The sequence below is a fragment of the Pantoea sp. y20 genome, from assembly GCF_054903455.1.
In genome coordinates this window covers 776,136-791,031 of sequence record NZ_CM142816.1, presented here as the reverse complement: position 1 = coordinate 791,031, position 14,896 = coordinate 776,136, and the positions used below count along the sequence as shown (strand labels likewise).

Here is a 14,896-nt window from a genome sequence, read left to right as displayed (position 1 = left end):
GATTAACGTACCTTCAGCGTTGCCAGGCCAATCAGCACCAGCATCAGCGAAATAATCCAGAAGCGCACGATGACGCGCGGCTCCGGCCAGCCTTTCAATTCATAGTGATGGTGAATCGGTGCCATGCGGAAAATGCGTTGACCGCGCAGCTTGAACGATCCCACCTGCAGAATCACCGAGAGCGTTTCGACCACAAACACGCCGCCCATGATTAACAGCAAGAATTCCTGACGCAGCAGCACGGCGATGGTGCCGAGCGCGCCACCCAGCGCCAATGAGCCGACATCGCCCATGAACACTTGCGCTGGATAGGTGTTGAACCACAAAAATCCGAGTCCGGCTCCGACAATCGCGGTGCAGACAATCACTAATTCGCCCGCGTGCCGTAAATAAGGAATGTGCAGATATTCGGCAAACTTAACGTTACCGGTCGCCCACGCCACCAGCGCAAAGCCTGCGGCCACGAACACCGTTGGCATAATGGCTAAGCCATCAAGACCATCCGTTAAGTTAACCGCGTTGCCGGTACCGACAATCACGAAGTAGGCCAGCACCACGTAGAACAGGCCCAGCTGCGGCATCACGTCTTTAAAGAACGGCACCACCAGCTGCGTTGCAGGCGTATCTTTACCGGCGATAAACAGCGCGAACGCAACCGCCAGCGAAATTACTGACATCCAGAAATATTTCCAGCGCGCGATCAGGCCTTTGGTGTCCTTGCGCACCACCTTACGATAGTCATCCACAAAGCCGATGATGCCAAAACCGACCAGCACCACCAGTACGCACCAGACGTATGGATTAGACGGATAGGCCCACATCAGCACCGAAATGGTGATTGAGGTGAGGATCATCACGCCGCCCATGGTTGGTGTGCCGCGTTTGCTGAAGTGTGACTCTGGACCGTCGTTACGCACCACCTGGCCGATCTGCAGCTTCTGCAGCCAGGCAATCAGGCGCGGGCCCATCCACAGAGAAATGAACAAGGCGGTCAGCAGGCTGACAATGGCGCGAAACGTCAGATACGAGAAGACGTTAAAGCCGGAATAAAATGCGACCAGATGTTCGGCCAGCCAGACTAGCATGTTCCTTTCTCCTGTAAGCTCTGTACTACCTGCTCCATGGCGGCACTACGTGAACCTTTAACCAAAATAGTGATGTCCTGATGTTCGGACAGCAATGTGCGTAAACGTTCAGTTAGCGCGGTTTTTGTGGCGAAATGCTCGCCTTTACCGCTGTTTTCGCCAATCAGCTGGCTCAGAGTCCCAATGCTCAGCACGCGATCGACACCGGCCGCTTTGGCCGCATCGCCGACCTGGCGATGACACAGTTCGGCTTCATCACCCAATTCAGCCATATCGCCTACTACCATCACGCGGTAGCCCGGCATATCGCCTAGCACCTGTGCGGCGGCAGTCATAGAACCAACATTGGCGTTGTAGCTGTCATCCAGCAGCAGTTGATTGGCCGCCAGGCGAATCGGGAACAGTCGACCAGGAACAGCCTGCAAGGTTTTAAGGCCAGCTTGAATCGCCGACAGCGGCGCATCTACTGACAATGCCAGCGCTGCAGCGGCTAACGCATTCGAGATGTTATGACGGCCCGGCAGCGGCAGCTCCACGGCGATATCACCGCGTGGCGTATGCAGCGTGAACAGCGTGGCATCGGCTCGCAGCACGATTTCGCTGGCGCGGAACTCTGCATCAGCCATCGGCTGCGGCGAGAAGCGCCACAAGGTTTTATCTGCAAACTGTGATTGCCAGTTGACCAGATCGTTGCTGTCAGCGTTGACGATCGCGGTGCCGTGTACCGGCAAGCCGCCAAAAATTTCGCCTTTGGCTTTCGCCACGCCCGCCAGCGAGCCAAAGCCTTCCAGATGGGCGGCAGCAAGGTTATTCACCAGCGCAGTTTCCGGACGCACCAGATCGGTGGTGTAGGCAATTTCACCCTGATGGTTGGCACCTAACTCGATCACCGCGTAAGCATGCTCTTTGGTGAGACGCAGCAGTGTCATTGGTACGCCGAAGTCGTTGTTCAGGTTGCCAGCCGTGTAAAGCGTTTCGCCACACTGACGCAAAATCGCGGCGGTCATCTCTTTGACCGAGGTTTTGCCGGATGAACCGGTCAACGCAACCACGCGAGCATTCGCCTGTTGGCGTACCCACGCGGCGAGTTGCCCAAAAGCAATCCGCGTATCAGCCACAACCACTTGCGGTACAGAAAACGGCAGCAGTTGACTGACCAGCAGCGCCTGCGCGCCGTTAGCAATAGCATCGTTAGCGAAATCGTGAGCATCAAAACGTTCACCCACCAGCGCCACAAACAGGCTGCCGGCGGTGACTTTGCGGGTATCGGTGGTGACATCGGTAAGGGTTAAATCCGCGCCGTGCAGTTGACCGCCGCTGATTTCGGCCAGCGTATTGAGAGAAACGGGAATCATGCCATCACCCCCAACAAACGGGCGACGGTGTCGCGATCGGAGTAATCCAAACGGCGGTTGCCAATGATTTGATAATCTTCGTGGCCTTTTCCGGCCACCAACACGATGTCATCGGCGCCGGCTTGCATCACGGCATTGGTGACCGCCTGCGCACGACCGGAAACCACGCGTGCGCGACCCGGATCGAGTAAGCCGGTGAGAATGTCATTCACAATCGCCATCGGCTCTTCGCTGCGCGGATTATCGTCGGTAATCACGACGATGTCGGAGAATTGCTCAGCAATCGCGCCCATCAGCGGACGTTTGCCTTTGTCACGATCGCCACCGCAGCCAAACACGCACCACAGCTGGCCTTTACAGTGCAGACGCGCCGCTTCCAGCGCTTTTTCCAGCGCATCCGGCGTGTGAGCGTAATCGACAACCACCGTAGGTTTGTCTGGTGCAGTGAATACTTCCATGCGACCACACACCGGCTGCAGCTGCGGTGCAGTGGCAACCAGCGCATCAAGCGGGTAATCCAGCGCCAGCAGCGTACCCAGCGCTAGCAACAGGTTGCTCACGTTGAAAGCGCCCATCAGCCGGCTATCAAACTCGCCGTTGCCCCAGCTGGAGCTGAACTGAATATGCGCACCGCCGTCGTGATAATCCACCGCCGTGGCTTTCAGCCAGCGGCCATGACAGCCCGATTGCAGATTGTCTTCCATGGTGACCGCTACCGCATCCGGCAATTTCGCCAGCCAGCGACGCCCCACTTCATCATCCGCATTGATGATGGCTTCAGCGACCTGATGCTCAGAGAACAGTAACCATTTAGCGGATTCATAACTCTGCATATCACCGTGATAATCGAGGTGATCGCGGCTCAGGTTAGTAAATACCGCGGCCGCAAACGGCAAGGCGGCAACGCGATGCTGCACCAAGCCGTGTGAGGAGACTTCCATTGCCGTCAGGGTTGCGCCCTGCCCGACTAAATCATTCAGCACATGCTGCACATCCACCGCAGAACCGGTGGTGTTTTCGGTTGCCACCAGTTGACCGTAAAGGCCATTGCCTACCGTGCCCATCACTGCGCCGGTTTCACCGAGCAGATTGGCCCACTGCGCCATCAGTTGCGTGGTGGTGGTTTTGCCGTTAGTGCCAGTAACACCAATCAATTTCAGTTTGCTTGCAGGCTGCTGATAAAAGCGTCCGGCCAGTGCAGAGAGACGCTGCTGCAACTGCGCCAGATAGATAACCGGGACGCCATGCATCTCGCGGATATCTCCATCGCTGGCTTCGCCTTCGGCTTCGGCAATCACTGCCGCTACGCCTTGTGCAATAGCCTGCGGAATAAAACGACGTCCATCAGCATGATGACCCGCCACGGCGATAAACAGATCGCCAGAAGCCGCCGCGCGGCTATCTAGTGTCATGTCACGGAGTGGACGCGCCGGCGCACCCGGCACCCACGGGGCCAGTAAGTCGCGCAGGTTACGATCTGTCACTTGATTCCTCACTTCTATTCTTCACCAACTCGTTCTTATCAACTGTTGGCAGCGCATCAGGTTCGATATTCATGGTACGCAATACGCCGCCCATGATGGCGCCAAACACCGGTGCTGAAACCGCACCACCATAATATTTACCGGCCTGGGGATCGTTGATCACCACCACCAGCGCAAAACGAGGACGGCTGGCAGGCGCAACGCCTGCGGTATAAGCAATGTATTTGTTGACGTAACGTCCATCCGGTCCAACTTTCTTGGCGGTACCGGTTTTGATGGCAATGCGATAGCCCTTGATGGCGGCTTTAACCCCACCACCGCCAGGCAACGCAACGCTTTCCATCATGTGCATCACCGTTTTCACCAGGTCTTCCTGGAAAACGCGTTCACCCGCCACTGGCGGGTCAACTTTGGTGATCGACAGCGGGCGATTGATGCCGTAGCTGCCAATGGTTGCGTAGACTCGCGCTAACTGTAACGGCGTTACCATTAGCCCGTAGCCGAAAGAGAAGGTGGCCCTCTCTATGTCAGACCACCGTTGTTTTTGAGGGTATAAGCCACTACTTTCCCCGACCAGCCCCAAATTGGTCGGTTTACCCAGTCCAAAGCGCGCGTAAGTATCTACAAGTGCTGAGGAGGGCATCGCTAACGCCAAACGTGAAACCCCGACGTTACTCGACTTCTGTAAAACCCCGGTAAGGGTCAATTCGTTGTAGCGCGCCACGTCTTTGATCTCATGACCATTGACGCGGTACGGCACGGTATTCAGTACGCTGTTCTCTTTCACCACACCGCGCTGCAAAGCCGTCATCACCACCATCGGTTTCACGGTGGAACCTGGCTCGAAGATGTCGGTAATAGCGCGGTTACGCATCACGTCTTTCGGCGTGTTGCTGAGATTATTCGGGTTGTAAGCGGGGCTGTTCGCCATCGCCAGCACTTCGCCGGTGTTTACATCCACCAGCACCGCGGTGCCTGATTCGGCTTTGTTGAACGCCACGGCATTATTCAGTTCGCGGTACACCAGCGCCTGCAGACGTTCATCAATGCTCAGCGTCAGGTTGTGCGCGGCGCGGCTATCTACCGAGGAGATATCTTCAATGACGCGGCCGTTGCGGTCTTTACGCACCGTACGTTCACCCGGTGCGCCGGTCAGCCATTTATCGAAGCTTTTTTCGATGCCTTCAATGCCCTGGCCATCAATGTTGGTGAAACCAATCAGGTGCGCGGTCACCTGGCCCGCCGGATAGTAGCGGCGCGACTCTTCACGCAGATAGATGCCCGGCAGCTTAAGCTTTTTCACATACTCGCCAATCGCTGGATTCACCTGGCGCGCCAGATAGACAAAGCGCCCTTTCGGGTTGGCATTGATACGTGCAGCAAGCTGATCGAGCGGGATCGATAACGCATCCGACAGCGCTTTCCAGCGACTATCCAGCGAGACGCCGCCGTGTTCGGTCAGCTCTTTCGGATCGGCCCAGATCGCATTCACCGGCACGCTCACCGCCAGCGGACGACCGGCACGATCGCTGATCATACCACGCGCAGTTGGCACCGATTGCACGCGCAGCGAACGCAAATCGCCCTCTTTCACCAGCTTGTCAGGGTTGATCACCTGCAGCCACGCTACGCGCGACAGCAGTCCGCCCAGCGCCAGTAAAATGCACCCGCACAGTAACGCAAAGCGCCAGCTTACAAAGCTGGCCTTATCTTCTTGTTTTTTTAACTTCAGCGTTTTGCCTGCGCCACTCATTGAGTTCTGCGATTCCTTATTTCTGCACCACAATATTTTCCTGCGAAGGATCAACATGCTGCATTTGCAGTTTATCGGTTGCTATCCGCTCTACGCGGCTGTGATCGCCCAGTGCGTTCTCTTCAAGAATCAGGTTGCGCCATTCGATATCGAGCGCATCACGCTCCAGCACCAGCTGTTCACGCTGCGCCGTTAACAGGCGCGTCTTATGCGTGGTGGTCACCACCATTACCGAGGACACCAGCACCGCGATCAACAGCAACAGCGGGATCTTGCCAAATCGCAGCAAGTCCCCACCAATGACACCGGGTAAGCTGTGGCGCTCGTTGCCAATCATGAGGCCGTTCGCTCCGCGATACGCAATACCGAACTGCGCGCACGTGGGTTTTCGTTCACTTCGGCTTCGCCAGGAATCAATTTGCCCAGCGTTTTCAGCTCACGACCGCCTAAGGCTTTAAGCTGCGACTCCGTCATCGGAATGCCTGCTGGCACCTGCGGACCGCGGCTCTGATCGCGCATAAAACGCTTCACTAAGCGATCTTCCAGTGAGTGGAAGCTGATAATCGACAACCTGCCGCCTGGCGCGAGCACCGACAAGGCCCCTTTCAGCGCGGTATCGATCTCTTCCAGCTCACTGTTGATCCAGATGCGAATCGCCTGGAAAGTACGCGTTGCCGGGTGCTTAAATTTGTCTTTGACGGGCATTGCGGCGGCAATCACCGTCGCCAGCTCTTTGGTGCGCGTCATCGGCTGGTCGCGGTTACGCTCTACAATGGCGCGCGCAATACGTTTACCGAAACGCTCTTCACCGTAGGTCTTGATCACGAAAGCGATATCCGCCTCCTCTGCGCTCATCAGCCATTCGGCGGCCGATTGCCCGCGTGTTGGATCCATACGCATATCCAGTGGCCCATCACGCATAAAGGAGAAGCCACGTTCGGCATCATCCAGTTGCGGAGAAGAGACGCCCAGATCGAGGAGAACGCCATCGATCTTGCCGGTCAATCCACGCTCTTCGACGTATTCCGCCAAAGCCGAAAACGGCCCGTGGACGATCGAGAAGCGCGGATCGTTTATCTCAGCGGCTGCGGCTATCGCTTGCGGATCGCGATCAATCGCTATCAGTTGCCCTTTCTCACCAAGCTGCGAAAGGATTAAGCGCGAGTGACCGCCGCGACCAAAAGTGCCATCAATATAAATGCCGTCTTCCCTGATATTGAGGCCGTTTACCGCCTCATCCAGCAGCACTGTGGTGTGTTTGAAATTTTCCTGCATAGCTATAGCGACAAGTCCTGCAACCGCTCAGATAAAGGCTCCTGAGCCGACTGTTCTGTGTCAATATCATCCTTAACTTGTTGATACCAGGTCTGTTCATCCCACAGCTCAAACTTATTGAACTGTCCAACCAGCATCACTTCTTTGGTCAGGCCGGCATGTTGACGTAACGTGTTCGCCAACAACAAACGACCCGCATTATCCATCTGGCATTCACTGGCATGTCCCAACAGCAGTCGCTGTACGCGACGCTCGGCAGGATTCATGCTGGATAAGCGAGACAGCTTTTTCTCAATGATTTCCCATTCGGGCAGGGTATAAAGCAACAGGCATGGCTGGTGGAGGTCAATGGTGCATACCATTTGCCCCTGAGACTCTGCGACAAGCAATTCACGATAGCGCGTTGGTACTGCTAATCGTCCTTTGCTGTCGAGATTGACCAACGTTGCTCCACGGAACATGCCAGCCTTACCCCTCAATCACCCGTTTTCACCACTTTATCCCACTTTTTACCACGAAACGAGTTTACGGAGCCGATGAAATCCTTGTCAAGCCGCAACGGCAAGTGAATATCACTATTTACATCGGGTGAAATTAATCAATGAGGGAATTAATCGACATGGATTCGTAAAATAAAAAATTAACCTGATGAATAATTGAATAAAAATTTCTGCACGAGGATAAATGGCGAAAAATAAAGCGCTCCGGCGCAAAAATATAATTGCCCCGCAATCTGCGACAGCGGCGGCATTTTAGGGGATTTCTGAAAGGAAGCCCAGCATCATCGCGCCAGCGCTGCCACGCCTCACTGGTGAACATGTAAACAATTAAGAAAAGTCAGCAAGGTTAAATTGTTAGCTGGAGTGGCGATTATTTACGCTTATTTACGCCCTAAGGTTTCAAAATATCGACAGGATTAATAAATGCTGGGCAGCGAACTGCCCAGCATTTCATTTAGAGCGGCGACTTAATTGTCCGCGGCGGAATAAATTGCGACGAATACGGGTTAAACCCGGCTTGGGTTTACGTGGTTCATCTAGCGAGGCTAACACCAGTTCCAGCACGCGCTCAGCCACGTCGCGGTGACGTTGCCCCACCGCCAGCACCGGGCACTCGAGGAAATCCAGCAATTCATGGTCGCCAAAGGTGGCGATCGCCAAATCTGTCGGCAGGCGACCATCACGCTTCAGCGTAATGTCCATTACGCCCTGCAGCAGCCCAAACGACGTGGTGAACAGTGCCTCCGGCATCGGATGATCTTCGAGGTACTTCTCAAACAGCGCCGCAGCGGCGGCCCGATCAAAACTGTTGCAGTAGATGTAATCAATTGGCCGCTCATCATCTTTCCACGCATCGCGGAAACCTAACTCACGCAGGAAGCTGACCGACAACTCAGGCAGCGCGCCGAGGAACAGCACATTTTTCACCGGTAGCTGACGCAATTCAGCCGCCAGCGCCTGCGCATCATCCTGATCGGCACCCACTACGCTGGTAAAGTGTTCACGATCCAGCGCACGGTCCAGCGCGATAATCGGTAGCGGATCGTTGATCCAACGCTGATAGAACGGATGCTCTGGTGGCAGTGAAGTTGAAACAATGATGGCATCAACCTGGCGCTGCAACAGATGCTCGATGCAGCGCATTTCGTTGTCTGGCTGATCCTCTGAGCAGGCAATCAGCAGCTGATAGCCGCGCTGACGCGCCTGACGCTCCAGATAATTCGCAATGCGCGTGTAACTGGTGTTTTCCAGATCGGGGATCACCAGGCCAATTGAACGTGTGCGCCCGGCGCGCAGCCCAGCCGCGACGGCATTGGGGTGATAGTTGTGTTCACGCACCACCGCCATCACTTTTTCGACGGTTTTTTCGCTGACACGATACTGCCGCGCTTTGCCATTAATTACATAGCTGGCCGTGGTGCGCGACACGCCTGCCAGGCGCGCAATTTCATCCAGTTTCACGGTGACACCTTAATTCTGATAAGCCAGCGCTGACGAAAATATCCGCAGAGTAGCTATGGGTAAAACATTTGTAACATCTAACCGCAGAACACTACGCCGAGCAACCGCTTTTCTCTCGCATCCTGGTTAAGCGCATAAAATAAAAAAACCCGGCATTTCGCCGGGTTAGAATCAGATGAAATCGTTACTTTGGGTGATTAACGCATCACGCGATCGCCGCGCGACACACCCACAATTCCTGAGCGCGCCACTTCGACAATTTCTGCCACGTCACGCACGGTGTTGAGAAACGCATCGAGTTTATCGCTGGTGCCTGCCAGCTGAACCGTGTAAAGCGTTGGCGTGACATCGATAATCTGCCCACGGAAAATTTCCGCGCTGCGCTTCACTTCTTCACGGCCGTAACCGCTGGCCTGGATTTTCACCAGCATGATCTCACGCTCAACGTAAGCGCCCTGACCCAGCTCGCTGACACGTAACACGTCCACCAGCTTGTGCAGCTGCTTCTCAATCTGCTCCAGCACTTTCGCATCGCCGACCGTTTGAATGGTCATGCGTGACAAGGTGGGATCATCGGTCGGTGCCACAGTCAGGCTTTCGATGTTATAGCCACGTTGAGAGAACAGCCCCACTACGCGGGACAATGCGCCGGATTCGTTTTCCAGCAGAACCGATAAAATACGACGCATAATTAAGTCCTCTCCGTTTTGCTCAGCCACATCTCATCCATCGAACCACCACGAATTTGCATCGGGTAAACGTGCTCGCTGCCGTCAATGTTTACATCGACAAACACCAGACGGCCTTTCGCCAGCGTATCCAGTGCCAGCTGCAGCTTCTCTTCCAGCTCCGCCGGATGCGCAATGGAAATGCCCACATGCCCATACGCTTCGGCCAGACGCACGAAGTCAGGCAGCGATTGCATGTAGGACTGCGAGTGGCGGCCCGAGTAAATCATGTCCTGCCACTGCTTAACCATGCCGAGGAAGCCGTTGTTGAGGTTTAATACCAGCACCGGTAAATCGTACTGCAGTGCGGTCGACAGCTCCTGAATGTTCATCTGGATACTGCCATCGCCGGTCACGCAGATAACCGTCTCATCCGGCAGCGCCATCTTCACACCTAACGCTGCAGGCAAGCCGAAGCCCATGGTGCCTAAGCCGCCGGAGTTGATCCAGCGACGCGGCTTGTCGAACTGGTAGTAAAGTGCGGCAAACATCTGATGCTGACCAACGTCAGACGTCACGTAAGCTTCGCCTTTGGTCAAACGACAGATGGTCTCGATGACTGCCTGCGGTTTGATTTTGTCGCTGGTACGATCGAATTCCAGGCACTTGCGACCGCGCCAGCCTTCAATGGTCTGCCACCAGTCGCGCAGGCTATCAAGTTCCTGCTTCGCATCGCTTTGCGCCAGCAGCTCTAACATCTGTGCCAGCGTCTGCTTCGCATCGCCAACGATTGGAATGTCGGCGCTGACCGTTTTGGAGATCGACGTCGGATCGACATCGATATGCATGATGGTGGCGTTCGGGCAGTACTTCGCCAGATTGTTGGTGGTGCGGTCGTCGAAGCGCACGCCAATACCGAAAATCAGATCGGCATTGTGCATGGTCATGTTGGCTTCGTAAGTGCCGTGCATCCCCAGCATGCCGACACACTGACGATGTGTGCCAGGGAACACGCCCAAGCCCATCAGCGAGGTCGTTACCGGAATATTCAGTTGCTCTGCCAGCTGCAGCAGCTCGGCTTCGCAGCCCGACATAATCGCGCCGCCGCCGGCGTAAATCACCGGCTTGTGTGCTGCCAGTAACGTTTGCAGCGCGCGCTTAATCTGTCCTTTGTGGCCCTGAATGGTCGGATTGTATGAGCGCATGCTCACTGTTTCCGGCCAGACGTACGGCAGCTTGTTGGCGGGGTTCAGAATATCTTTTGGCAGATCGATCACCACCGGTCCCGGGCGACCGCTTGCTGCCAGCCAGAAGGCCTTTTTCAGCACGGTTGGGATCTCTTCGGCGTTTTTCACCAGGAAGCTGTGCTTCACCACCGGGCGGGAGATGCCGACCATGTCGCACTCCTGGAACGCATCGTAACCAATCAGTGACGAAGGCACCTGACCCGACAGAATTACCATTGGGATCGAATCCATATAGGCGGTTGCAATACCGGTAATCGCGTTGGTGGCGCCCGGACCGGAAGTCACTAACACCACGCCCACTTCACCGGTCGCACGCGCAAGGCCATCGGCCATATGCACCGCGCCTTGTTCATGACGGACCAATACGTGGTCAATACCACCGACCGTTTGCAGCGCATCGTAAATATCGAGCACCGCTCCGCCCGGATAACCGAATACCTGCTTAACGCCCTGATCGATTAACGAACGGACGACCATTTCGGCTCCTGACAACATCTCCATTTTCTGCCTCCAGGCTTGAGGGACTGAATCCACTGACGTTCGCGTTTCCCGCACGCCACTGATATCCGGCCCCCGATCGCCAATTAAGATCAAAACCTTATGTTTATGCTCAGAAGGCGGCGTTCTGTCCGCCTTCCAGGTACAGGGAATCTACTTGAGTTAATTATTTGAGAGTAGGTCGATTACCATAACCGCAGACAACCCGCCCTGCAAACGCCAGGACGCCACGTCGCGCCCGATCCGGCAATAAAGGCACTGATGCGTGATTATTGCCTGCGAGGATTAAACTAATGCTTCGTCATAACCACAGAGGAAAATGCTGGTTTATAGATTATTTGCAGCGTGTTCTAAGAAATATGATTTTCATATTGCCTGACCACTCAGTCCACAATCTTTTGTGATAATTACTTTCTGGCGTGATTATCTATAAAACGGCCCGATCACATCATATTCCTCTTAACAACAAGCCTAATCTTGTTTTATCAGCAATGCGCATTAGCAACTTAAAATGTTAATTATCAACAACTTAAAATAAATTCTATTTTCTAAACGATTTTTTAAGTGGATGGATTCACTTATTCTGTTGCTAATTAATGTCATTGCTCTGCGCAGCCGAAAAATCACAGCACATCGCCCTTATGACTTCATGGAAATACCCTTGCACTTAAGGTTGACTTCACACGTCAATTCCAGTACCAATATGTGCAGCACTCAATTTACGAGGTTTGAATCATGTTTCATTCTTTCCGCCTACTCGGTCTACTACTAAACGCATCCAGTTTGCGCGGTAGACTCGTGGGCGGAATCAACAACTGATTCGAACCTGCAGAAGTTTAAGAAACCCGCGCCAATGCGCGGGTTTTTTTATGCTCGTAGCACCGGCAAAGTTAATGCATAAGGAAGATTACGATGAGCCAGCAAGTTATTATTTTCGATACCACTCTGCGTGATGGCGAACAGGCTTTACAGGCCAGCCTGAGTGTTAAAGAAAAACTGCAAATCGCTCTGGCGTTGGAACGTATGGGCGTGGATGTAATGGAAGTGGGCTTCCCCGTTTCCTCTCCAGGCGATTTTGAATCCGTACAAACCATCGCTCGTACCATTAAAAATAGCCGCGTCTGCGGACTGGCACGCTGCGTTGAGAAGGACATTGACGCCGCATACGAATCACTGCGTGTGGCTGAAGCGTTCCGTATTCACACCTTCATCGCGACTTCGCCGATGCACATCGCTACCAAACTGCGCAGCACGCTGCCAGAAGTGATTGAACGCGCGGTGCACATGATCAAACGCGCCCGCAGCTACACTGACGATGTTGAGTTTTCCTGTGAAGATGGCGGGCGTACGCCAATCGACGATTTGTGCCGCATGGTTGAAGCCGCGATTAATGCCGGTGCAACCACCATCAACATTCCGGACACCGTCGGCTACACCTTGCCAGGCGAATACGCCAACATCATTGGCCAATTGGTGGCACGCGTTCCAAATATCGATAAAGCCATCTTGTCGGTTCACACCCACGACGATTTGGGTATGGCGACTGGCAACGCCATCGCTGCGGTATTGGCCGGTGCGCGTCAGGTTGAAGGTACGCTGAACGGTTTAGGCGAGCGCGCCGGTAACTGTGCGCTGGAAGAAGTGATTATGGCGATCAAAACCCGCCAGCAGATCATGAACGTCCACACCAACATCAATCATCAGGAAATCTACCGCACCAGCCAAACCGTGAGCCAAATCTGCAACATGCCGATTCCAGCCAACAAAGCGGTGGTCGGTTCTAACGCCTTCGCCCACTCTTCCGGTATTCACCAGGACGGCGTGCTGAAGAATCGCGAAAACTACGAAATTCTGACGCCAGAATCTATCGGCCTGCACAAAATCCAGCTGAACCTGACTTCCCGTTCTGGCCGCGCTGCGGTGAAACACCGCATGGAAGAGATGGGTTACAAAGAGTCCGATTACAACCTCGACACGTTGTACGACGCCTTCCTGAAGCTGGCCGACAAGAAAGGTCAGGTGTTCGATTACGACCTGGAAGCGTTGGCCTTTATCAACAAGCAGAACGAAGAGCCAGAATATTTCGAGCTCAACGAATTCAACGTGCAGACCGGCTCCAGCGTAACCGCAACGGCCTCCGTGCAGTTGGGCTGCGGTGAAGAGACCAAAGCCGACGCCGCAACCGGTAACGGTCCGGTTGATGCGGTCTATCAGGCGATCAACCGTATTACCGGCTTTGAAGCCGAGCTGATTAACTACAAGCTGACGGCGAAAGGCCACGGCGAGAACGCGCTGGGTCAGGTCGATATTGTGGTCAATTACAACGGTCGTAAATTCCACGGCGTTGGCCTGGCGACCGATATCGTCGAATCATCGGCGAAAGCGATGGTGAACGCGTTGAACAATATTTGGCGTGCTAAGCAGGTGGAAAAAGAACTGCAGCGTAAATTTAAAGATCAGAAGGAAACGGTGTAATTATGTCTAAGTCTTCTCATATCGCGGTATTGCCAGGCGACGGAATTGGTCCGGAAGTGATGGCGCAGGCCATGAAAGTTCTCGATGCAATTCGTACGCGTTTCGACATGCGTATCACCACCAGCGAATATGATGTTGGCGGTATCGCCATCGATCGTCATGGTGAACCGCTGCCACCGGCTACCGTTGCTGGCGCAGAGCAGGCAGATGCAATTCTGTTTGGCTCCGTAGGTGGCCCGAAATGGGAACATCTGCCACCCGCGCAGCAACCCGAGCGCGGTGCGCTGTTGCCGCTGCGTAAGCACTTCAAGCTGTTCAGCAACCTGCGCCCTGCTGCGCTGTATAAAGGCCTGGAAGCGTTCTGCCCGCTGCGTAGCGATATCGCCGGACGCGGTTTCGACATCCTGTGCGTGCGTGAACTGACCGGCGGCATCTACTTCGGTCAGCCGAAAGGCCGCGAAGGCAGCGGCCCGCACGAGCGCGCTTTCGATACTGAGGTTTATCACCGTTTCGAAATCGAGCGCATCGCGCGTATCGCGTTTGAATCCGCGCGTAAGCGCCGCAACATCGTCACCTCAATTGACAAAGCCAACGTTTTGCAGACTTCCGTCATGTGGCGCGAAATTGTGAACGAAGTGGCAAAAGATTATCCGGATGTGCAGTTGAGCCACATGTACATCGATAACGCCACCATGCAGCTGATTAAAGATCCATCACAGTTTGACGTGCTGCTGTGTTCTAACCTGTTTGGCGACATCCTGTCAGATGAATGCGCGATGATTACCGGTTCAATGGGCTTGCTGCCTTCCGCCAGCCTGAATGAAGAAGGTTTTGGCCTGTTTGAGCCAGCGGGCGGTTCCGCACCGGATATCGCCGGTCAGAACATCGCTAACCCGATTGCGCAGATTCTGTCGCTGTCACTGCTGTTGCGTTACAGCCTGAATGCGGATGAAGCCGCCGCAAGCATTGAACGCGCCGTGAGCCGTGCGCTGGAAGCGGGTTATCGCACCCGTGATTTGGCCGGTGACGGCAAAGCCGTGAGCACAGATGAGATGGGCAGCATCATTGCCGGTTTCATCGCCGAGGAAAAATAAT

Annotated in this window: 13 protein-coding genes; 3 read left to right on the top strand and 10 right to left on the bottom strand. The window is 54.6% G+C overall.

Features of this window, described 5'->3' with window-relative positions:
* Window positions 1–2: 2 nt before the first annotated feature.
* The 10 genes from mraY to ilvI form a co-directional block, all read right to left on the bottom strand.
* Window positions 3–1,085, bottom strand: a complete 1,083-nt coding sequence (gene mraY / locus ACYAC5_RS03535; protein ID WP_007888613.1) for a phospho-N-acetylmuramoyl-pentapeptide-transferase — start codon at window positions 1,083–1,085, stop codon at window positions 3–5.
* A complete protein-coding gene (gene murF / locus ACYAC5_RS03530) occupies window positions 1,079–2,440 on the bottom strand; it encodes a UDP-N-acetylmuramoyl-tripeptide--D-alanyl-D-alanine ligase (RefSeq protein WP_462062411.1) in 1,362 nt (453 codons plus the stop codon). Before murF ends, mraY begins: the two co-directional genes overlap by 7 nt.
* Window positions 2,437–3,924, bottom strand: coding sequence for a UDP-N-acetylmuramoyl-L-alanyl-D-glutamate--2,6-diaminopimelate ligase (murE, locus tag ACYAC5_RS03525; protein WP_137385152.1), 1,488 nt, complete (start codon window positions 3,922–3,924; stop codon window positions 2,437–2,439). The genes murF and murE overlap by 4 nt, the downstream gene beginning before the upstream one ends.
* Window positions 3,911–5,677, bottom strand: coding sequence for a peptidoglycan glycosyltransferase FtsI (locus ACYAC5_RS03520; protein WP_008108616.1), 1,767 nt, complete (start codon window positions 5,675–5,677; stop codon window positions 3,911–3,913). Before ACYAC5_RS03520 ends, murE begins: the two co-directional genes overlap by 14 nt.
* Window positions 5,678–5,693: 16 nt before the next feature.
* Complete coding sequence (gene ftsL, locus ACYAC5_RS03515; RefSeq protein WP_101762119.1) at window positions 5,694–6,014, bottom strand: cell division protein FtsL; 321 nt, start codon at window positions 6,012–6,014, stop codon at window positions 5,694–5,696.
* A complete protein-coding gene (gene rsmH / locus ACYAC5_RS03510; protein ID WP_101762120.1) occupies window positions 6,011–6,952 on the bottom strand; it encodes a 16S rRNA (cytosine(1402)-N(4))-methyltransferase RsmH in 942 nt (313 codons plus the stop codon). The genes ftsL and rsmH overlap by 4 nt, the downstream gene beginning before the upstream one ends.
* Window positions 6,953–6,954: 2 nt before the next feature.
* Entirely contained in the window at window positions 6,955–7,413 is a 459-nt protein-coding gene (gene mraZ / locus ACYAC5_RS03505; protein WP_007885013.1) for a division/cell wall cluster transcriptional repressor MraZ, read from the bottom strand.
* A gap of 489 nt (window positions 7,414–7,902) precedes the next feature.
* A complete protein-coding gene (cra, locus tag ACYAC5_RS03500) occupies window positions 7,903–8,913 on the bottom strand; it encodes a catabolite repressor/activator (protein ID WP_101762121.1) in 1,011 nt (336 codons plus the stop codon).
* A gap of 197 nt (window positions 8,914–9,110) precedes the next feature.
* The gene (ilvN, locus tag ACYAC5_RS03495) at window positions 9,111–9,602 is read right to left on the bottom strand and encodes an acetolactate synthase small subunit (RefSeq protein ID WP_007885011.1); all 492 of its coding nucleotides are present in this window, start codon (window positions 9,600–9,602) and stop codon (window positions 9,111–9,113) included.
* Between the two features lie 2 nt (window positions 9,603–9,604).
* Window positions 9,605–11,329: an acetolactate synthase 3 large subunit gene (gene ilvI / locus ACYAC5_RS03490; RefSeq protein ID WP_137385150.1), complete on the bottom strand. Its 1,725-nt coding sequence runs from the start codon at window positions 11,327–11,329 to the stop codon at window positions 9,605–9,607.
* 732 nt (window positions 11,330–12,061) lie between these two features.
* Between ilvI and leuL the strand changes: the two genes are divergently transcribed.
* The 3 genes from leuL (at window position 12,062) to leuB (ending at window position 14,895) form a co-directional block, all read left to right on the top strand.
* Window positions 12,062–12,145: a leu operon leader peptide gene (gene leuL / locus ACYAC5_RS03485; RefSeq protein ID WP_099686952.1), complete on the top strand. Its 84-nt coding sequence runs from the start codon at window positions 12,062–12,064 to the stop codon at window positions 12,143–12,145.
* Between the two features lie 93 nt (window positions 12,146–12,238).
* Window positions 12,239–13,801, top strand: a complete 1,563-nt coding sequence (gene leuA, locus ACYAC5_RS03480) for a 2-isopropylmalate synthase (protein WP_462062409.1) — start codon at window positions 12,239–12,241, stop codon at window positions 13,799–13,801.
* 2 nt (window positions 13,802–13,803) lie between these two features.
* Window positions 13,804–14,895: a 3-isopropylmalate dehydrogenase gene (gene leuB, locus ACYAC5_RS03475; protein WP_101762124.1), complete on the top strand. Its 1,092-nt coding sequence runs from the start codon at window positions 13,804–13,806 to the stop codon at window positions 14,893–14,895.
* Window position 14,896: the final 1 nt, after the last annotated feature.